We start from the raw sequence: 20431 nt of genomic DNA, 5'->3' as shown, positions 1-20431 counted from the left end.
AGACGTAAACGAGTATATATTTTAAAAAATTAATTTAAAAAAATAGCCTATAAGTTTCAACCGTCTGTCATATTGATCGCTCATGCTAGCTCCGTATAAAAAGGAGAAAAACGTATGAGTGATAAAATAAAATATTCCAGTGTCAGGCCGACACGAAGCATGAATCTACTTTCCCATCGAGAAATTGAAAGCTTGATGGATTCCCACCCCGAGGTGCACCGCTTATTTAGAGAGTGTGCCTTGGCGGTCTTAAATGCCGGATCAGAAGATGATGATCCAGAATTGCTGCTAAATAGCTTTAAAGATTTCTCTATCGAACTCTCGCCGCAATCACGCGGAGTAAAGCTGGAAGTTCGAAACGCCCCGGCGACAGCCTTTGTTGATGGTGTGATGATTCGAGGTCTACAAGATCAGCTGTTTGATGTATTGCGAGACATCGTCTTTACCCATAACAAAATGAGTGAGCGCGGCAACTTTGATCTTAGCAGCGCAGAAGGTATCAGCGATGCGGTATTTCGTATATTGCGCAACGCAGGTGTGGTAAAGCCCGAGCGTATGCCCAACCTCGTTATTTGTTGGGGTGGCCATTCGATTGATCGAGTGGAATACGATTACAGCAAAAAGGTAGGTTATCAAATGGGCTTGCGTGGCCTTGATGTGGGCACCGGCTGTGGTATTGGTGCCATGAAAGGCCCAATGAAGGGTGCAGCCGTAGGCCATGCCAAGCAGCAGATACATAACGGCCGTTATGTGGGTATTACCGAGCCTGGCATTATCGCATCGGAATCGCCAAACCCTATTGTTAATGAACTGGTTATTCTTCCGGATATTGAAAAGCGCCTAGAAGCCTTTGTGCGCATGGCGCATTGCATTATTGTTTTCCCTGGTGGTGCTGGTACTGCTGAAGAAGTCATGTACTTGCTTGGGATTTTAATGCACCCGGATAATCGTGATATCGAAGTGCCGTTAATTTTTGCTGCACCCGAAGAAAAGCCCGAGTATTTCGAAGATCTTGATCGCTTTATTCGCTTTAGCTTGGGTGATGATGCGGCACAATATTACGAGATTATCGTTGGGCAGCCAGAGCAAGTTGCACGCTTAACCAAAAAAGGCGTTGAGCGGGTAAAACGACAGCGTCGTAAATCACATGAATCCTATGTGTACAATTGGCAGCTAATGATTCCTGAATCTCTTCAGCAACCATTTATACCAAGCCACGAAAATATGGCAGCTCTAGAGCTTAATAAGAATGTGCCCGCTCATGAGTTGGTTGCTAATATGCGCAGCGCCTTCTCTGGTATCGTAGCGGGTAACGTTAAGCCTTTCGGAATCGAGCAGATTCGAAATCGTGGGCCTTATCAATTAAATGGAGATGCCGATATTATGCAGGCTATGGACTCCCTGCTACGTAGCTTCGTGAGTGCAGGTAGGATGAAGCTTAAAGGTGAATATACCCCCTGCTATGAATTAAGCCATTAGCTGGCTGAGGAAATATCCCAGGGGCGCCTTTAAGAACCACCAGAAGAACCTCCGGGGTCAGATCCCGTTTTTAAACAGAATTGAGAACAACCGGGGTCAGATCCCAGTTTTAAAAAGAAGCGGGGCTTTTTCTCTATAGTGTTTTAAAAAAGAATGGGATCTGACCCCTAAAGCTGCTAGTTGATCGTATAAAGTTGGCCCCGGTATCCACCGGGGTCAGATCCCGTTTTTAAAAAGAAACGGGGCTTTTTGTCTGCATCGTTTTAAAAAAGAATGGGGTCTGACCCCTAAAGCTGCTAGTTGATCGTATAAAGTTGGCCCCGGTAGCCACCGGGGTCAGATCCCGTTTTTAAAAAGAAACGGGGCTTTTTGTCTGCATCGTTTTAAAAAAGAATGGGATCTGACCCCTAAATCTGCTAGTTGATCGTATAAAGTTGGCCCCGGTAGCCACCGGGGTCAGATCCCGTTTTTAAAAAGAAAAGGGGCTTTTTGTCTGCATCGTTTTTAAAAAGAATGGGATCTGACCCCTAAATTGTAACGAGATCGACTCGTTACAATTTATTATCCAACGCTAAGGAATCATCATCCTTATAAAGCAACATAATTAAGGTCGCGAAAAAAACGGTTGTCGATGGGAAAAATAAAGGCTTGGCTTCACCGGCTAAATACAGGCCGAGCGGGTCTAGAATATACTGCCAAATGGCAAGTAAACCGAAACCCAAAATTAATGCCTGGGCCGGGTAAACATACTTTCGAAACAAACCTAAAACTACTAAAAAACCAATAGCAATCTGAGCAACTCCCATTGCTAATACAATCTCATCGGCGCTGACTAAACCACCATAGTATTTTTCAGAAACACCTTTAGCCTTGTCGGGCGCAGCAATTTTAATGGCTCCCCAAATCAGCAATAGCAAACCCGTTGAAACACGAGTGAAGAGTAGAGTCCAAGCCTTCATAATTTATCCCGTTCAAATTTATGGTTTTGATTATGTTTAAACGCGAGAAGTTTTGCCGAGCGGGCGATTGCTTGCAAGGCTTTATTTAGATTCAAAATGAATGAGCTTATGGTAAATAACAGCGACGAGAAGGGATGAGGAAATTGTGATACTTGCGTGAGGAATTGAAGGCTTGAGCGGGGTCAAATGAACTTGCTCAAGCCGATGGGATGCCGCCCTTCATACCCCAAGGTAGCTATAAAGCCCCCTTCCTGCTTTATAGCACCCATCGGTTTTGAGCGACTTTTTTCTACATGCTCCTTTAGCCCTGTAAAGCGTTTAGGCGCGCCAGGGCTGCTTTATACTCGGCACCTAGTTTGGCAATAAAATCGGCGGCCGGCTGTACTTCTTTTACTGCTCCAATTCCTTGGCCACAACCCCATATATCTTTCCAGGCTTTAGTCTTCTGATTGCCCCCAGAGCCAAAATTCATCTTAGACGGATCACTTTCAGGTAGCGCATTCGGGTCCATACCTGCCGCTTCGATTGAAGGTTTTAAATAATTGCCGTGAACACCGGTAAACAAATTACTGTAAACAATATCTTCTGCACCACAATCGGTAATCATCTGCTTATAGCGCTCATCAGCATTGGCTTCGGTGGTGGCGATAAAGCCCGAGCCGATATAGCCCAAGTCTGCGCCCATTGCTTGTGCTGCCAAAATAGAATCGCCAGACGCAATGGAGCCAGATAATAGCAATGGCCCATTGAACCATTCGCGAATCTCTTGAATTAGGGCCAGTGGCGACTGAACACCGGCATGGCCGCCAGCGCCAGCGGCAACAGCGATAAGACCATCGGCGCCTTTTTCAATGGCCTTTTTAGCAAAGGTGTTATTAATAATGTCGTGCAGCGTAATGCCACCATAGGAGTGAATCGCTTCATTAAGCTCTACACGAGCGCCCAGCGATGTAATAACAATTGGCACCTCATATTTCACGCACAGCTCTAGATCCTCGTCCAAGCGATTATTAGAGCGATGCACAATCTGGTTTACCGCATAAGGGGCTGCTGGCTTGTCCGGATTTTCTTGATTGTGGCGATCAAGCTCTTCGTTAATGTGAATTAGCCACTTCTCAAACTCACCTTCACCGCGAGCATTAAGTGATGGAAAGGAGCCCACCACGCCAGCCTTACACTGCGCTAGAACCAGTTCTGGGTTGGAAATAATAAACATCGGCGAAGCTACTGCTGGAACAGATAGACGGCCTTTTAGAATCTCAGGTAATGCCATGGGGTGTTTCCTTTGCCAAATTTCAAGACAGAAAATGTATCAGTCACTATAAGACCTCAGATGAGATTGGCTCGCAATGGCCAGATATGCCATTGCATTGGCAAAAAATAATGAAAATGGTCAAAAGTGCTATCTGAGCGGTCTGCTGGGAATTATCTTCGGGGTCATTGAGCCTGAGAATGCTGACTAGGGCGCGACGCTAAGGTATTCGCAATATTGCAGAGCAAAACGAGCGCCATATGCTAGATTTATAGTAATAACAAAGTAGCAGGGTCGCATTACAAGAATTCTCTATGAACAGTCAGCAGGAATTTCAGCTAGACAATCTTACCCCTCTCTATACCAGTCAGCGGACACGGATATCCAAAGCCCAAGATAGGCTTAGTGGAGAGTCGCTGGTGGTTAAACAGTCCATATCCCTGGATTTGGACTTCTCGCGCTATGGTGAATGCAAAGAGTGGGTGCTAGGTAGAAGCTTAGACCCGAGTTATGTCAGCTGTCCGATCGCGATCATGCAGTTTGAGCGCCGACCAGCACTGATCTTTGCCGAAGAGGGTTTGCGCTCATTGGCCGATCTGGCGCCAGCTGGTGGGATGGATTTGCATAGCTGGTTAGATTTAGGCATCGAAATTTGTCGCTGTATTGAATCTATACATAATGCAGGTGTTATTCATCGTGATATTAACCCAGCAAATATTGTGAGTAGCACCGATTTCCGCTCGGTTAAGTTGATAGACTTTGAACATGCCAGCTCCTTGCAAGAGCATTCGGCCGAATTTACCTCGGCCAAACAGCTCGCTGGGACGCTCGCTTATATCTCGCCAGAGCAAACTGGCCGCGTAAACTTGCCCATTGATCAGCGTAGTGATCTGTATTCGCTGGGCTGTACTTTATTTTATCTGGCAACTGGCCAAACCTTATATCAAGCTAAGGAACCTGCCGAGCTGATATACGCTCATATCGCACAAGCACCAACAGCGCTTGATAGTGTTTTACCTCGCTGGCCCAAGGTCGTAGCGCGGGTTGTCGATCGGCTTCTAAAAAAAGATCCTAAGTTAAGATATCAGAGCATTGCTGCTCTTCAACAGGACCTTGAGCATATTCGGCAATGTTTGGGGCAGGATAAGACGCTCGAGAACTTTAAAGTCGGCTTAGGTGATTCAAATACCGCAATTCAATTGAGTCAAAAATTATTTGGTCGCGAACAGCAAAAAGCCGAGTTATTAAAATCTTTAAAGGAGGCTCGTGATCAAGTCTGCATATTGTCTGTCTGTGGTCCTTCAGGTATTGGGAAAAGCGCCTTAATAAGGGAACTTTTTGCTGAAATCAGTCGAAGCAATGGCTTTTATATTTCTGGAAAGTTTGATCAGTTTGAAAAGGGGCACGCTTACACAGCAATCTGCTCAGCTTTGGATGATTTTATTGATCAGGCCCTGGCAGATGATAATGTTCCCTGGAGTGAAGTTATAAGCAAATCTGCGGCATCAGCACTTCCTCTGCTATTGGAGATGATGCCAAAATTTTCGCTACTGTTAGCTGAACAAGCTAGCACCGAGGGCCAATTTAGTAAACACGAAGTTAGGACCCAACGTAACCGCTTATTTGCAGAGCTATTCTTCACCATATGCGAACAGTTACATCGGCAGGGTCGCGAGTTGGTAATGTTTATCGATGACTTGCAGTGGGCTGATGCCGCCAGTATCGAGTTGATGGAAAAGATACTGCAAAGAAAGCCAAATGGATTGCTGATTTTACTGAGTTATCGTGATGACGAAATTGAAGACAGTTACCACTCCAGCTTGTTTCTAAAAACCATAGAGGATTTAGATTGTCGTTTTAAAAAACTGCTACTGCCGACTCTGAAGCAAGAGCATTTGATTGATTGGTTGCAGGTGGATCTGCACCTAGATCGAAACGTTGCAGCAAAGCTTGCTGAACAATTGATGCTCAGAACGGCGGGTAATCCTTATCATATACGATCCTTGCTAGAGAGTATTCTTTCTTCGGAGATCGTATTTGTTGAGGGGGCTAAAGTAAAGATAGATTGGGATGCTATGCTGGCACTGCCCATTTTAAGCTCCACAGAGTATGTAAAGGACAAGCTGCAAGGTCTGAATGAAGAGTCCAAGGATCTTGTGGCTAAGCTCTCAATCTTGGGAAATAAATTCAGTATTTCTCAGATGTGTGATTTTCTTGATGTGAAAAGGTTTGAGCTTGCCGAAAAAATACGAGACCTCATCAAGATCAGTGCCTTGTTTAAGGCTGGTGATTATATTCACTTTTGCCATGATAGCGTTCAAAGGGCCGCCTTTGATTTGCTTCCTGAGAATCAAGTTCAGAGCTTATGTTTATCGCTAGCCGACAAGCTTCGTGATAGACAAATTAATCAGGGAGGACAGCCTGATTACGCTCAATTTCTTCATCTGTATAACAGGGCCATAAAACTACTAGACAAGAATCAATTAGAAGATTTGGTTCGAATGAATCTTGAGTATTCTCGCGAGCTGATGGCGCAGGCGGCCTTCGCTTCGGCTTTAGATTTCTTGTCAGTCTCTGAACAGATTTTATTAGAAAAACATGCAGGGAGGTACAGTGATCGCCTTGGCGAAGTCTGTACGGCAATGGGGGAAGCCAATATAGGCCTGTGTAACTTCGACGAGGGCTTGGAGAAGCTTGATTGGGTGATAGCTAAGGCGCGAAAGGATAAGGAAAAAATACCTGCCTTAGTATCCAAACTGAATTACTATTCGGCAGGTCACCTGAACTCAGAGGCGGCTGGCGTATTAAAAGAACTACTCAGGGCTATGCATATAGGCATGCCTAAACGGGTTGGCTTGCTGCGTCAGGTGGCAAGTTTCTTTAAATTAATTAGTCATTCTTCGGTTCGCCACCCAGAGAAGATTCTTGAATTACCAGAGCTTGAGGATGAGGAGGTAAAACAGCAAATAAAATTGTTGTCAGCTTGCCTGGTGGCGGCCTATCTTTGTGAATCCGACTATTTTGGCCTCATAGTAATGCATATGATTAAGCTGACTCTGAAGCACGGGGTGTTTGATCAGAGCGCAAGCCCGATGATCTGCTTCTCGGTAGTTTGCATGGCTTTTGGGCGTTGGGATTTGGCTCGAAACTTTGCGAAATCAGCATTGGCTCTGTTAGATAGATATGATAATAAATCAACGGAGGCTTTTGTTTATCTGAATTATGGTGCGCTGGTAAATCATTGGTTTAATCGACCAATTGCGGAAAATGAGAGCTATGTAAAAATGGCTTTAGATAGTGCAGAGGCTTGCGGTGAATATGAAGTGGCAAGTTTAGGAATTGCAATTCTGACTGGCCAGCGCTATTTGCGTGGTATACCTCTGCCGTCGTTAATTGAAATTCAGCTCAAGGCTCGCGATTATATAGAGCAGTTCGAGAAAGATCTCTCGCTTCAGCATAGTGATTTCACCATCGAGTTATTCAGAGCTGTTTCGCTAAGTGATAGTGATGGTGTGACGATCTCAGGCCCGTTCTTTAATGAAGAAGATATGCTCAGTCTAGAAGCTGACCAGGGCGAGAGCATATTTGTTTCTGGGCTTTATGCCGATAAGGCTTTTTTATGTGTTTTGCAAAAAGACTACAGCTTAGCTTTCGATAATTTTAGTCGCGCTTTCAATGGTAAAATTATGGAAGCCGCCGGTAGTTATTATCACCCATTTATCTTTATGGTCGGGGTGGTTGCGTCGGTAAACTGTTTATCTCAAAACTATCAGCCATTGAAAGCGCGATACTATATTTGGACGTTGTTGCGCCGTTTGAGGAAGTTATCTGAACAGAGTCCGGTGAACTTTAAGCCGCAATATCTTTTGGCAAAGGCTTGCTATCTTGCTTACAAGGGATCTTTTGAGGAAGGCATGAGTGCTTATCAAGAGGCCTTAGATTGTGTCATAAAAGATGGGGCGTTGCAGACCAAGGCCTTGGCTCATGAGTTATTCGCTCGATTTCTTCTGACAAAGAACTTTACCGGCTTGGCAAATACTCAGATACGCCTGGCTTATGAGTTTTATCAACAGTGGGGCGCTCAACCAAAATTACGCGTTATGCGTGAAGAATTTGCGTTTTTGCAAGATCGCTATGCGGCTTCTGATAGCACCTTAAGTACTACTACTCGTACTGTGAATGCGGATCTTGATTTTAAGGCGCTCTCTCGAAGCATCGAGCTTTTGGGGAGTAGTTTAGATAAGAATCAACTGCTATCTGGATTGATGGATGCTTTACTGCTGAACTCGGGTGCTAGTCGAGTAGCCTATGTTGAGCACTTTAATGGCAGTTTAAGTCTGCTAGCTCTAAAGAGTGGTGATTCGGCCTGCTTAATTCTTGAGGAGGGCGAGGCCAAATTGCATGAGCATCAGCTGCAATTATCCTTGCTTCACAAGGCTAAGGATGGCAAAGGCAAAGTGTTGTTAGAAAATTGCGAGCTCAATGGCGCTAGTTTAAGTGTTCTTGTTATTCCGATCTATCGTAAAGCTGCGCTGCAAGGGTTGATTTATTTAGAGAACTCGCTTTTTGCCGACGCCTTTAGACCCGATAATGTTGATGTGTTGCGTCTGCTGGCTATGCAAGCTGGTATGGCACTGGAGAACGCCGGGGTTTTCGAGCATGCTGAGCGAGAACGAAAGAATGTAGAGAATATCATTAACGCTGCACCACTTCTGGTGTTCGAGGTCTCTGTTGATGCTCGGATACTTTACGTAAATCCCGAAGCCTGCCGACTTACTGGGTACAGTAAAGATGAGATGATTGATGCCAATTGGTGGCATTTACTTTTGCATGAAGAAAATTCAGCTAATTTCAAAGATGTAAGACGTGCAGTTATAAAGGGTGAATTGAATAACTTTGAGTTTTCTATTCAAACTAAAAATAACGAAGAGCGTATAGTACTGTGGAGTAATGTTATTCGCCAGGCGGAAAAGGGACGCCGCAGAATTTTAATCTTTGGCGTGGATGCTACAGAAGAGATTGTTGCTAAACGTAAAATGTTAGGTTTTAATCAAGAGCTGCAAGAGCGAGTTGCATCTAGAACACATGATTTGGAAGTTTCCTTGCAGAGTTTAAAAGAAGCGCAAAGCAAGTTGGTCGAATCTGAAAAAGCGGCTGCTCTCAGTGGTTTAGTTGCCGGAGTTGCCCACGAAATCAATACGCCCATTGGCATTGGCGTCACAGGCGCTACCCAGTTTATAGACAGTACCAAGCGAATTGTTAGGGATTACGAATCTGGTGCGATGAGCCAGCAAGGCCTAGAGGGATATTTCAAAAACAGCATGTCGATTGCTGAGCTTCTGCACAGTAACCTGCATAGGGCGGCGGAGTTAGTGAAAAGCTTCAAGCAGATATCGGTGGATCAAACCAGTGAGGCTCGCCGACGTTTTTATTTAACCGAGTATTTACAAGAAGCATTGCTGAGCTTGCATAGCCAGTATGCTCATCGAGATATCACTGTTGATCTGCAGGGGCCTGAGCTATTTGAGATTGATTCATACCCAGGTTTTTATTCCCAAGTACTGACCAATTTGTTGATGAATTCACTATCCCATGCCTACGGTGAAGAAGACTCTGGTCAGATTACAATTCGAGTCACCATCGATGATAGTGAAATTAGCATAAATTACTGCGATGATGGCAAGGGCATTAGCGATGATAACCTATCGAAAATTTTTGATCCGTTTTTTACCACAAACTCCCAAGGCGGCGGCACTGGTTTAGGGCTCAATATTCTTTATAACCTGATTACTCAGAATTTAAATGGCGAGATTCGTTGCGAAAGCGATCTGGGGGCAGGGGTTTGTTTTTATATCAAGTTGCCTAGAGAACTGGCGAAGGAAGAGATAAGCCTGTAACGTTGATGGACTAAAAGCTGACCACCGTAGTGGTCAGCTATGACGTAGAAGATTTACATCTTCTCCATAGTTTCAATGCCTAATAGATCCAGGCCTGTGCGTAAAACGGTGGCGGTAGCCGCACATAGCTGCAGGCGGCTCATTTTGTCAGCTTCACTGACACCATCTTTTAAAATCGGGCAGGCCTCATAGAATTTCATGTACAGGCTTGCCGTTTCGTATAGGTAAGTACAAAGAACATGTGGAAACGCTTCTTTGGCGACCTGCTCTAGGGTCTCATCAAAGCGTAACAGTTTTAAGGCTAGTGCCTGCTCTTCTGCTGCCGCAAGATGTAAATCTACGTTCAAATCATCGGCTTGAATGTCAGCGCGACGGAAAATACTCTGTATACGTGCGTAGGCATACTGCAAGTATGGCGCAGTATTACCTTCAAAGCTCAACATCGATTCCCAGCTGAAGATGTAATCATTGGTGCGGGTTTTGGAAAGGTCAGCATACTTAACAGCGCCAATACCAACTTTGCGAGCCACCTCTGCACGCTCTTGCGCGCTAAGCTCTGGATTTTTGGCTTCCACCAATGCATTGGCACGCTCTACCGCTTCGGTCGTTAAGTCCGCCAGTTTTACCGTGCCGCCGCTGCGGGTTTTAAACGGTGTGCCATCTTCGCCCATCATGGTACCAAAGGCATGGTGCTCCAAGCTTACTGCCTCAGAAACAAAGCCCGCTTTGTGAGCCAAGGTAAACACCTGCTTCATATGCAGTGATTGGCGCGCATCAATAAAGTACATAATGCGATCAGCCTTAAGCTCACCCACTCGGTGACGCATAGCGGCAAGATCGGTGGTAGCGTATAGATAGCCGCCGCCTTTCTTCTGAATGATAACTACCGAAGGGTTTCCTTCTTTATCTGCAAGTTCTTCCAGAAAGACTACGATAGCACCGTCGTCTTCAACGGCTAAGCCTTGCTCTTTTAGTTCGCTAACCACTTTGGCCAAGTCGTCATTGTAAAAGCTTTCACCTTTAACATCGCTGCGCTTTAAAGTTACCCCTAAAGCTTGGTATAGCTCTTCACCATGTTCTAGAGAAACATCACGGAATTTATCCCATAGCTCTAATAGTTTGGCGTCGCCACCTTGCAGCTTGACGACGTAATCGCGAGCTTTATCGGCGAAGGCTGGATCATCATCGAAGTGCTTTTTTGCTTGCTGGTAAAACTGTTCTAGGTCTTTCAGCGCCATGCTGGCGGCCTGGTTTTGCCCAAGCTGTTCTTCCAGTTCTGCGGTAAGCATGCCAAATTGGGTGCCCCAGTCGCCGACGTGGTTTTGGCGAATCACCTTATGCCCCATAAATTCCAACACTCGAGCGAGACTGTCACCGATAATTGTAGAGCGCAGATGCCCGACGTGCATCTCTTTGGCTAAGTTCGGGGAAGAGTAATCTACGACGATAGTTTGTGGGCTGTCACTGCTCTGAGCTTCGCAGCTTTGCTGCTTAAGCTGCTGGGCAAGCCAGGCCGGGCGCAGATGCACATTAATAAAGCCTGGACCGGCAATCTCGGTTTTGTCGGCTAAATCATCAAGCTCAACATTATCGAGAATCTCTTGGGCAATATCACGAGGCTTGCGACCCATTGCTTTGGCGGCGCCCATGGCGCCATTGGCTTGGTAGTCACCAAATTGTGGGTTTTTGCTGGGGGCCACATGCGGGGCGCATTCAGCAGGGATACCAGCGGCAGCCATAGCTAGGCTGAAGCGCTGGGTAAGCAAATCACGGATATTCATAGCTCTTCCAAGAGGGCAAAAACAAAGGCGAGATTGTAACTTGCCGCGTTTGAGATGCAAGCTGCGCCATGTAATTTGTCAATCTACGATCAATACCTAAGCATGTGCGAATATGCATTCATAAAATGCATAAATATGCGGCCAAATGCGGCTATTTTCTTAATCTTTGCTAAAATTAGGACGTTTTGTGGGGCTTTACATTTATTGGCTTGCAGTATTACCTGCCGGCGCTAAATTACTAAGCTCGAAAATACCCTTCTTTTTTATATTGATGCTCTTGGTTTGTGGTTCATTATGCAGAGTTTAAATTCCTTGTGGGAAAGTAAAAATTATCGCATCGCTTTTGTTATCGCTTTGTGTTCTATCCTTTGGATGCTATCAGGTTTGGTGATTAGCTCCGATAGTGAGGAGGCCAATCGTGAGGTAAAGGCTGAAGATAAGCTAACTACCGTTCAGGTACAGCGACTCAAGAGTGAACCATACGCGTTGCAGGTGCGGGTAAGAGCTCGCACCCAGGCGCACCGCATGGTGGATGTTCGCGCCGAAGTTGAAGGACGTGTTGCTCGTCAGCCGGTTGATAAGGGCGCGAAAGTTAAAATCGGCGATTCCATGTGTGAAATTGCCATGGAAGATCGCAAGTTGCGTTTAGATGAAGCTAAGGCCGCAGTTCAGCAAGCCCAGTTAGAATACGATGGCGCCCTGCGATTGAAGTCGGGTGGCTATCAATCAAAAACCGCTATTGCCGGTGCCAAGGCCCGCTTGCAAACCGCCAAGGCAAATTTGCAACGCAGCGAGCTGGATCTCGCTAATTTGAATGTCCGCGCTCCTTTCGATGGCGTCGTAGATTTACGCCCAGTAGAGTTGGGTGACTATATGCGTAAAGGTGATACCTGCGCCCGTGTTATTGATTTAGATCCTATCGTCTTAGCAGGGCAAGTTTCTGAAACCGAGGTTGCTCGATTGGCCGTTGGTGGTGAGGCGCACGCTAAATTGCGCACAGGTGAAGAGCTTACGGGTCGTATTCGTTATATTGGTCGTGAGTCCAATAGTGTAACTCGTACCTTTCCGATTGAGGTTGAAGTAGACAATGCCGACGGGAAATTATTGGCAGGTATCACCAGTAAATTAGTGATACCTGTAGGCGCCGTAGATGCCTTTCATATTCCAGCTTCGCTGTTGACCCTGGATGATGACGGTAAAGTTGGCGTGCGAATTGTTGATGAAACCAAAGTAGTGCAGTTTTATCTTGTAGATATTATTGGCAATGACGATGACGGTGTTTGGGTTTTGGGAATTCCAGAATCCTCTTTGTTGATCACTGTGGGCCAAGAGTATGTCGCTAAAGGCGAGAAGGTCGCTTATAAATTCGCGGGCACTAAAAATGCGGAGCAGGCAGCCAGTCTATGAAGTTTCTCGATGTCGCGGTCAGTCGTTCCCGCAGTACTTTAAGTATTCTGTTTCTCATCGTCATGGTGGGCTTGTTTTCCCGTGAAAAAATGGCTGTTGAGATGCAGCCAGATGTCAGCTTGCCCTTTGTTATCGTGTCGGTCTTTCAAGAGGGTATTTCTCCTGAAGATGGTGCGCGTTTATTGTTGCGTCCACTTGAGCAAGAGCTACGAACTTTGGAAGGATTAGAAGAGCTCAATGGTACAGCGCGTGAATCTACCGCTTATATTCTTGTTGAGTTTGAATCTGATAAAGAAATTAAGCAGGCTGTTACTGAAGTGCGCGAGGCGGTTGACCGTGCCAAAGCAAAGCTGCCACAAGAAGCCGAAGAGCCCGTTGTTGAAGAAGCTTCCGCGAGTGATTTTCCGGCTATCGTAGTCACCTTTAGAGGCGATGTTTCTGAGCGAACACTCTTTAAAACGGCTCAAGCTTTAAAGCGTCAGTTTGAGGGTGTGCCGGACATCCTAGAAGCCAATATGGTTGGCCATCGTGAAGAAGTGGTTGAGGTTATTATCAACCCTGACCAATTAGAGCACTATGGCATTACCAGCAATGAGCTGATCAATGCCGTACTTGGTAACAATTTATTGGTGCCTGCTGGTGAGTTAGATAGCAGTCAGGGCCGCTTTGCCATTAAAGTTCCAGGCTTGATTGAAACCGCACAAGACGTGTATGGCATTCCAATTAAATCTACCGCCGACGGCGTAGTTACCCTGGGTGAAGTGACTGATATTCGACGAACCTTTAAAGACCCAAGCCGCTTTACCAGTGTGAATGGTCAAAGCGCGATTGCCGTTGAGGTGACTAAGCGTCGTGATGCCAATCAGATTGAAGTGACTCGTAAAGTTCAAGCGATTGTTAATCAAAACGCTGGTAACATTCCCAAAGGCGTTACAGTTGAATACATCCTAGATCAATCAGCGTTTGCGCTCGGTATGATCAGCGAGATGGAAGGTAATATCGTTACCGCCATGTTGCTGGTGATGGTGATTGTTGTTGCAGCCTTAGGCTTTCGATCAGGTTTGCTGGTTGGCTTAGGTATTCCTTTCTCTTTGTTGTTTGCCATCATTATTATTTCCTATATGGGCTACACCTTTAACTTTATGGTGATGTTCGGCATGTTGCTGGCCTTGGGGATGTTGATTGATGGGGCGATTGTAATTACCGAGTTTGCCGATCGGAAAATGGCTGAAGGTTTAAGTGCTCGCGGGGCATATCAAATCTCCGTTAAGCGTATGTTTTGGCCGGTGCTTGCATCAACGGCAACAACATTAGCAGCTTTTTTACCGCTAATGTTTTGGCCCGGTGTCGCTGGTGAATTTATGGGGTATTTGCCAACTACCGTATTTGCGGTGCTGACAGGCTCCTTACTTTACGCTTTATTATTTGCGCCGGTTTTGGGCTCTTTGATGGGGCGCAGTGAAATAGATTTAGAAGTTCAGCAATATTTGCGCAAACTGGAAACAGAATCGCCTACTAAGGTAAAAGGTATCACGGGAGCTTATGCTCGCCTGCTAACGACCTTGTTGCGACGCCCTGTGGTGATGTTTGGGGTAAGTATCTTTACATTGGTCGCCATCTTTATGGCCTACGGTGCTGGTAACGCTGGCCTTGAATTCTTTACTGAAACCGAAGAGAAATATGGCCAAGTTGCTGTTCGTGCACAGGGTAACTTATCGGTCGAGGAAACACGCGATATCGTCCAGGAAGTTGAGCGCAGGGTGATTGCCACAACTGGGGTAGTCTCAACTTACTCAGCCAGCGGTAGCGGTGGAACCCAAGGGGGCGGTGCCCGCCCACCTGAAAAAGATCAGGTAGGCTCAATACTGGTCGAGTTGGATGATCCTCAAAAGCTAACGATGCGAACCCGCGAAGTCTTCGCGCTTATCAATGAAAACACCAAAGATATACCTGGTGTTATTGTAAGTGCCAATGCCTTTGAAGGTGGCCCGCCGGTAGGTAAGCCGATTCAAATTCAAATCGCGTCCCATAATCACGATAAGCTCATTGCTACGGCGCGCCGAATTCATCACGCTCTAGATACCGAGTTTGAAGGCTTGCGAGATATTACCAATACCACGCCATTACCGGGCATTGAATGGGAGTTGAAAGTTGATCGCTCTCTTGCCGCTCAAATGGGTGCCAATATAGTTGAGGTCGGACGTTCCGTACAATTGGTCACCAATGGGGTGAAGGTAGGTGAGTATCGCCCTGATGATGCCGATGAAGAAGTGGATATTCGAGTGCGCTACCCAGATGCCGAGCGCGGTATGATGGCCCTGGATGACTTGCGGGTTAATACCAATGCGGGTTCTACGCCAATTTCAAGCTTTGTAAACCGCCAGGCTCAGCCTAAGGTCGATAAGATCAAGCGAGTGGACGGTATTGAAATCATGATGGTGCGTGCTGATGTGCAGCCAGGCGTTCTTGCCGATACTAAGGTGAAGGAAATCGAGGCTTGGTTAGCAGAACAGCCGAAGGACTCTGAAGTGGCGGTGGAATTCCGAGGTGCAAACGAAGAGCAAAATAACTCAGCAGCCTTCTTATCAGTAGCCTTTTCATTGGCGCTGTTCTTGATGTTCGTATTGTTAGTGACGCAGTTCAATAGCTTCTACCAAGGCGTATTGATTCTATCGGCCGTGATTATGTCTACCGCGGGTGTGATGTTAGGTTTGTTGATCACCCAGCAGACTTTCAGTGTGATTCTTACCGGTGTGGGAATTGTGGCGCTGGCGGGTATCGTAGTGAACAATAATATTGTTTTGATCGATACCTATAACCATGTTCGCTCTCAAGACTCTGAGCTAACAGCCGCTGAGGCCGTAGTGCGCGCCTGTGCTCAGCGATTGCGTCCGGTGTTCCTAACTACGGTAACAACCGTATTAGGTCTGTTACCAATCGCGCTTGGCATGAGTGTTGATTTCGTAGGTCGTGAAGTGGTATCTGGCGGTGTGATCGCATCTTTCTTTGTACCTCTGGCCAGCGCGGTGGTCTATGGCTTGGTGTTCTCCACTATTCTAACTTTGGTCGTTACGCCGGTGCTGCTGGTCTTGCCTCAACGAATCAACTATCTTTTCTTCCGTTATATTTGGACGAAAAAGGCGACTGAGCAGTCTGTATAGCACACTTATCTATAGGGTCAGATCCCGTGGGATCTGACCCTGATCTTCGATTAAACTCAAGCAAATTCTGAATTTTCCGCTATAACTATAATGGAAGAGTTTATGGAATTTGCTATGCCTGCCCGCCGTTTTTTATCTGGTCTATTCGTGTTCTTTATGTCAGCCCTCAGCTGGGCTGCTGAACCTTATTTATGGCTACCGACTACCTATAAAGAGAAACTGCCAGAGCTAAAGCAAGCCGTTGAAGTCGCTCGCAGTAATCCTCGCTGCAGCAAAGTTTTAAAAGGCACGGTAAATGTTGATCTAAGTAGCTTGCAGGTGCCGGTTTTTAAAATTCTATGCCGCGACGATGAACGTAAAACCTTTTCCCTCTTACTCGATGGTAGCAGCTTTACCACCTATGATCGCACTAAGTCTCGCTTCCATAGTGGCCCAAGTGAGCGCTCGATGCGTGAGTACTGGATGGCTTGTAAAAAGGCGGTGAACGATATGTACGAGGACTTCCGTACGATTCGAGTGCTTACCCGTAAACGGCCAGAGCCCACTTTATATAAAGATGCCACAGTAGGTATTGCGATTGATTTTGATGCGGTTAGTTTGATTGGAGAGCCGCTGGCATTTAGAGCTGAGTGTATTTTTACCAGTGGCACCAGCTATCGTTTAAAGCTGACGGGCCGAGAAGATGAGTAGTTAAAACTTCTACCGGTATATCTGGGCTTTTAAAGTAAATCAGGAGGCGTAGGCCTCCTGATTTACTTTAGGCTTGAATTGGCTGCTAGATACAGCCTTTTTCTTTCAGGGTCTTAAGCTCTTCTTCGCCTAAGCCCAGAACATCCGATAAAATCGTTTCAGTATCGTTGCCAAGCAGTGGTGGGGCTTTGCTGATTTCGACTTTTGTACGGCTGTATTTAATCGGGCTATTGCATAAAGAAATACTGCCAGACAAAGGGTGTTCTACCTCGATTTGCATTTGGCGATGTTGAATTTGCGGATTGGCAAAAACCTGTTCTATGTTATTAATGGGGCCGCAAGGTACACCGCGAACAGACAACGCTTCTAGCCAGTAATCACGGCTTTTTTGCACCATAATATTGGCCACTTCTTCGCAAACGACCTCGCGGTTTTGTACGCGGGCGGGATTGCTAGCGAAGCGTTCATCTTGCATTAGCTCTTCGCGTCCGGCCAGCTGTAATAGCTTTTCGAATTGTCCATCATTGCCAACGGCAAGAATGATAAAGCCATCGCTGGTAGCAAAAGCTTGGTAAGGAACGATGTTGGGGTGTGCGTTACCCATGCGCTGGGGAACCACGCCGCCCACCAAGTAATTACTAGCTTGATTGGCCAGTACTGCCGCTTGCACATCGAGTAATGCCATATCGATATGTTGACCAAGGCCCGAACGCTGACGTTCCAAAAGAGCGCCCTGAATAGCAATGGTGGCATACAGCCCGGTAAATAAATCAGTAACAGCGACGCCAACTTTTTGTGGGCCAGCACCGGCAACACCATCTTTTTCACCGGTAATGCTCATCAGGCCACCCATGCCCTGAATCATAAAATCATAGCCGGCACGTTGAGCATAGGGCCCGTCTTGGCCAAAGCCGGTAATCGAGCAATACACTAGAGCTGGGTTGATCTCTTTTAGTGATTCATAATCCAGCCCGTATTTTTTTAAGCCGCCAACTTTATAGTTTTCTATTAATACATCACATTCTTTGGCGAGTTTTTTAATAATGTCTTGGCCGTCGGGCTGGGTAATATCCACGGTGATGGAATCTTTACCACGGTTGGCTGCGGTATAGTAAGCGGCTTCGGCTGTGTCTTGACCATCGCTATCTTTTAAATAAGGAGGTCCCCAGCGACGAGTGTCATCCCCCACTTTGGGGCGCTCTACTTTGATAACCTGTGCTCCAAGGTCGGCGAGGGTTTGTGCGCTCCATGGTCCTGCAAGAATTCGGCTCATATCGAGAACACGAAAACCACTGAGAGGGCCGGATTGATTGGCGCTATTAGCCTGGCTGGACATGACTGCTCCAAATGTAAAAATAAAAGTGAAGAAGAAAAAAGGGCCGTGATATCGGCCCTTTAAACGGTATTAAAACCGTATCTTAAACAGCGTCTGCTTAAACTTAGAAAAACGCTTGCAGGCCAGTTTGAGCACGGCCAAGAATTAATGCGTGGATATCTTGTGTACCCTCGTAGGTATTAACTACCTCTAAGTTACACATGTGACGCATTACAGGGTACTCGTCAGAAATACCGTTACCACCGTGCATATCACGAGCTTCACGGGCAATTTCCAAAGCCTTAACACAGTTGTTACGCTTCATCATAGAAATTAGCTCAGGCGCTAATTGACCGGCGTCTTTCAACTGAGATGCACGCAAGCTGCCCATCAGGCCAAGGCTGATATCGGTTTGCATTACGGCTAATTTCTTTTGGATTAGCTGAGTTTGTGCCAGTGGGCGACCAAACTGCTTACGATCCATGGTGTATTCACGAGCAGAGTACCAACAAGCTTCTGCAGCACCTAAAGCACCCCAAGAAATACCCAAGCGTGCAGAGTTCAAACAACCGAATGGACCTTTCAAGCCTTGTACGCCAGGCATTAAGTTTTCTTCTGGAACAAATACATTGTCCATCACAATTTCACCCGTGATAGAGGCGCGCAGTGCTAGCTTGCCTTCGATCTTAGGGGCACTTAAACCTTCCCAGCCCTTTTCTAGAATAAAGCCACGAATAACGTCGTCTTCGGTCTTGGCCCAAACCACGAATACATCGGCGATAGGTGAGTTGGTGATCCACATTTTGGCGCCGCTTAGACGATAGCCGCCATCTACTTTCTTAGCGCGAGTGATCATTGAGCCAGGGTCAGAGCCGTGATCGGGCTCAGTCAGTCCGAAACAACCAATGTATTCCCCGCTGGCGAGCTTAGGCAGATACTTTTCTTTTTGCTCTTCGCTGCCGTAGCTCCAAATAGGGAACATCACCAAGCTAGACTGTACAGACATCATCGAACGATAACCGGAGTCTACACGCTCAACCTCGCGAGCAATCAAACCGTAAGCAACGTAACTAACACCTGGACAGCCATAGCCTTCAAGAGGAGCGCCTAGCAAGCCCATCTCGCCCATTTCGCGGAAGATGTTGATGTCGGTTTCTTCTTTTTGGTAAGCCTCGCGTACGCGCGGTAACAGCTGCTCTTGGGCATACTGGTGAGCAGAATCACGCACCATGCGCTCTTCTTCGGTCAACATTGAATCCATCAAGAAAGGGTCTTGCCAGTTAAAGCTGGCCCAAGGGGACTTCGCCATGGTGTACTCCGGTTGATTGTTGTTTCGCTAATCTTAGTTTGCAGCTCAATAAAGCCAAAACTTCACATGTAACCTAATTATACTCTAGCTGGATGCATATATAAAATATATCGTTTATATTGTTGGCATATATTTTATATATGGGTTGTTTTTTAAGGAGGGTGTCGCCGAGACTTGGGCTTCATTGCTTCTTATATAGGTAACTCCTTTTTGATTGTCGGTGCGTATAGTTACGCCCCAAAGCTAAGGTTTCGAATGGATAAGCGTCAATTACAGATTTTTCGCCAAGTGGCGATTAGCCAAAGTTTCACTAAGGCGGCATTAGAGTTGCACATGGCACAGCCGGCGGTAAGTATTGCGGTAAAGAAGCTGGAAGAAGAGCTGAGTACAAGATTATTCAATCGTATTGATCGACGCATCGAGCTAACCGCTGCGGGTGAAAAGTTACTGCATCGTGCCGAACGTATTTTGGTTGAGTTTCAGCAAGCTAAAGACGAGCTTAAGGAGTTAGAAGCCTTAAAGAGTGGCCAAGTACGCTTAGATACACCTGCAATGTTAGGCTCCTATTTTTTGCCCGAGCAGTTGATCGCGTTTCGCCGAGCTTATCCAGGTATTAATTTGCACATTAGTGCAGAGGGTACTCAGCGAGCCGAGCAAATGTTGATAGATGGTTCTACCGATATGGCCATTGTTAACGTTCAGCAGCATTCTGAACAGATTGAGTCACGTTATCTATTAAAAGAAGAGGTGGTTCTGTGCATGGCCAGCGATCACCCGCTGGCAAATCGAGAAGCTGTCGATTTCCTTGATATAAAGACGGAACCCTTATTGGTATATCACCAGGGTTATCACTTGCGACAAATTCTAAACCGCCTAGAGTCGAGTGCTGCTCATAAGGCGAACATTATTATCGAAACGGATATCTTGCGTTTAATGGTTGGGATGGTGGCTTCAGGGGAGGGGATGTGCTTGTGTTTGAGACGCTTGGTAGATGCGGAGAAAGATTTGGTTTCGGTTTCTTTTAAGGAGCCACAATACATAGAACTGGGAATTGGCTGGAAAAAGGGGGGCTATTTGTCACCCGCGAACCGGGCATTTATCGAGTATTTGATTGAGTCTGCAGCAGAAATCGCGAGATAGCGGCTGCCCACAATATTACAGGCAAAAAAAACGGCGCCGAA

At 46.3% G+C, this 20431-nt stretch carries 11 protein-coding genes; 6 read left to right on the top strand and 5 right to left on the bottom strand.

Annotated elements, in window-relative coordinates:
- Positions 1-114: 114 nt before the first annotated feature.
- Positions 115-1479: a nucleotide 5'-monophosphate nucleosidase PpnN gene (gene ppnN, locus Q1A41_RS08740; protein ID WP_299977291.1), complete on the top strand. Its 1365-nt coding sequence runs from the start codon at positions 115-117 to the stop codon at positions 1477-1479.
- A 551-nt stretch (positions 1480-2030) separates the two neighbouring features.
- On the opposite strand, the gene Q1A41_RS08735 is transcribed toward ppnN, so the two are convergent.
- Positions 2031-2438: a hypothetical protein gene (locus Q1A41_RS08735; protein WP_299977289.1), complete on the bottom strand. Its 408-nt coding sequence runs from the start codon at positions 2436-2438 to the stop codon at positions 2031-2033.
- A gap of 301 nt (positions 2439-2739) precedes the next feature.
- On the bottom strand, positions 2740-3711 hold the full coding sequence (locus Q1A41_RS08730) for a nitronate monooxygenase family protein (RefSeq protein ID WP_299977287.1): 972 nt from the start codon (positions 3709-3711) through the stop codon (positions 2740-2742).
- A gap of 293 nt (positions 3712-4004) precedes the next feature.
- On the opposite strand from Q1A41_RS08730, the gene Q1A41_RS08725 reads away from it, so the two are divergent.
- On the top strand, positions 4005-9587 hold the full coding sequence (locus Q1A41_RS08725; protein WP_299977284.1) for an AAA family ATPase: 5583 nt from the start codon (positions 4005-4007) through the stop codon (positions 9585-9587).
- Positions 9588-9640: 53 nt separating this feature from the next.
- On the opposite strand, the gene argS is transcribed toward Q1A41_RS08725, so the two are convergent.
- Positions 9641-11368 (bottom strand): arginine--tRNA ligase, encoded by a 1728-nt coding sequence (argS, locus tag Q1A41_RS08720; RefSeq protein ID WP_299977282.1) that lies wholly within the window; start codon positions 11366-11368, stop codon positions 9641-9643.
- A gap of 294 nt (positions 11369-11662) precedes the next feature.
- Here argS and Q1A41_RS08715 point away from each other — a divergent pair, with 294 nt between their 5' ends.
- The 3 genes from Q1A41_RS08715 (at position 11663) to Q1A41_RS08705 (ending at position 16626) form a co-directional block, all read left to right on the top strand.
- On the top strand, positions 11663-12775 hold the full coding sequence (locus Q1A41_RS08715) for an efflux RND transporter periplasmic adaptor subunit (protein ID WP_299977280.1): 1113 nt from the start codon (positions 11663-11665) through the stop codon (positions 12773-12775).
- Positions 12772-15936 (top strand): efflux RND transporter permease subunit, encoded by a 3165-nt coding sequence (locus tag Q1A41_RS08710; RefSeq protein WP_299977277.1) that lies wholly within the window; start codon positions 12772-12774, stop codon positions 15934-15936. Before Q1A41_RS08715 ends, Q1A41_RS08710 begins: the two co-directional genes overlap by 4 nt.
- A gap of 102 nt (positions 15937-16038) precedes the next feature.
- Entirely contained in the window at positions 16039-16626 is a 588-nt protein-coding gene (locus Q1A41_RS08705; protein ID WP_299977274.1) for a hypothetical protein, read from the top strand.
- Positions 16627-16711: 85 nt separating this feature from the next.
- Here Q1A41_RS08705 and Q1A41_RS08700 read toward each other — a convergent pair whose 3' ends face one another.
- Both Q1A41_RS08700 and Q1A41_RS08695 read right to left on the bottom strand, forming a co-directional pair.
- Positions 16712-17962 (bottom strand): CaiB/BaiF CoA-transferase family protein, encoded by a 1251-nt coding sequence (locus Q1A41_RS08700; RefSeq protein ID WP_299977271.1) that lies wholly within the window; start codon positions 17960-17962, stop codon positions 16712-16714.
- 103 nt (positions 17963-18065) lie between these two features.
- On the bottom strand, positions 18066-19250 hold the full coding sequence (locus Q1A41_RS08695) for an acyl-CoA dehydrogenase (RefSeq protein WP_299977269.1): 1185 nt from the start codon (positions 19248-19250) through the stop codon (positions 18066-18068).
- A gap of 255 nt (positions 19251-19505) precedes the next feature.
- Here Q1A41_RS08695 and Q1A41_RS08690 point away from each other — a divergent pair, with 255 nt between their 5' ends.
- Complete coding sequence (locus Q1A41_RS08690; protein WP_299977267.1) at positions 19506-20390, top strand: LysR family transcriptional regulator; 885 nt, start codon at positions 19506-19508, stop codon at positions 20388-20390.
- Positions 20391-20431: the final 41 nt, after the last annotated feature.

Source organism: uncultured Pseudoteredinibacter sp. (genome assembly GCF_947502065.1).
GTDB lineage: Bacteria > Pseudomonadota > Gammaproteobacteria > Pseudomonadales > Cellvibrionaceae > Pseudoteredinibacter.
The sequence above is the reverse complement of the archived record's forward strand: the minus strand, read 5'-3'. Positions and strand labels throughout refer to the sequence as shown.

Coding starts and splice junctions, on each gene's coding strand:
- ppnN (WP_299977291.1), top strand. CDS start 115: ATGAGTGATAAAATAAAATATTCCAGTGTCAGGCCGACACGAAGCATG.
- Q1A41_RS08735 (WP_299977289.1), bottom strand. CDS start 2,438: ATGAAGGCTTGGACTCTACTCTTCACTCGTGTTTCAACGGGTTTGCTA.
- Q1A41_RS08730 (WP_299977287.1), bottom strand. CDS start 3,711: ATGGCATTACCTGAGATTCTAAAAGGCCGTCTATCTGTTCCAGCAGTA.
- Q1A41_RS08725 (WP_299977284.1), top strand. CDS start 4,005: ATGAACAGTCAGCAGGAATTTCAGCTAGACAATCTTACCCCTCTCTAT.
- argS (WP_299977282.1), bottom strand. CDS start 11,368: ATGAATATCCGTGATTTGCTTACCCAGCGCTTCAGCCTAGCTATGGCT.
- Q1A41_RS08715 (WP_299977280.1), top strand. CDS start 11,663: ATGCAGAGTTTAAATTCCTTGTGGGAAAGTAAAAATTATCGCATCGCT.
- Q1A41_RS08710 (WP_299977277.1), top strand. CDS start 12,772: ATGAAGTTTCTCGATGTCGCGGTCAGTCGTTCCCGCAGTACTTTAAGT.
- Q1A41_RS08705 (WP_299977274.1), top strand. CDS start 16,039: ATGGAATTTGCTATGCCTGCCCGCCGTTTTTTATCTGGTCTATTCGTG.
- Q1A41_RS08700 (WP_299977271.1), bottom strand. CDS start 17,962: ATGTCCAGCCAGGCTAATAGCGCCAATCAATCCGGCCCTCTCAGTGGT.
- Q1A41_RS08695 (WP_299977269.1), bottom strand. CDS start 19,250: ATGGCGAAGTCCCCTTGGGCCAGCTTTAACTGGCAAGACCCTTTCTTG.
- Q1A41_RS08690 (WP_299977267.1), top strand. CDS start 19,506: ATGGATAAGCGTCAATTACAGATTTTTCGCCAAGTGGCGATTAGCCAA.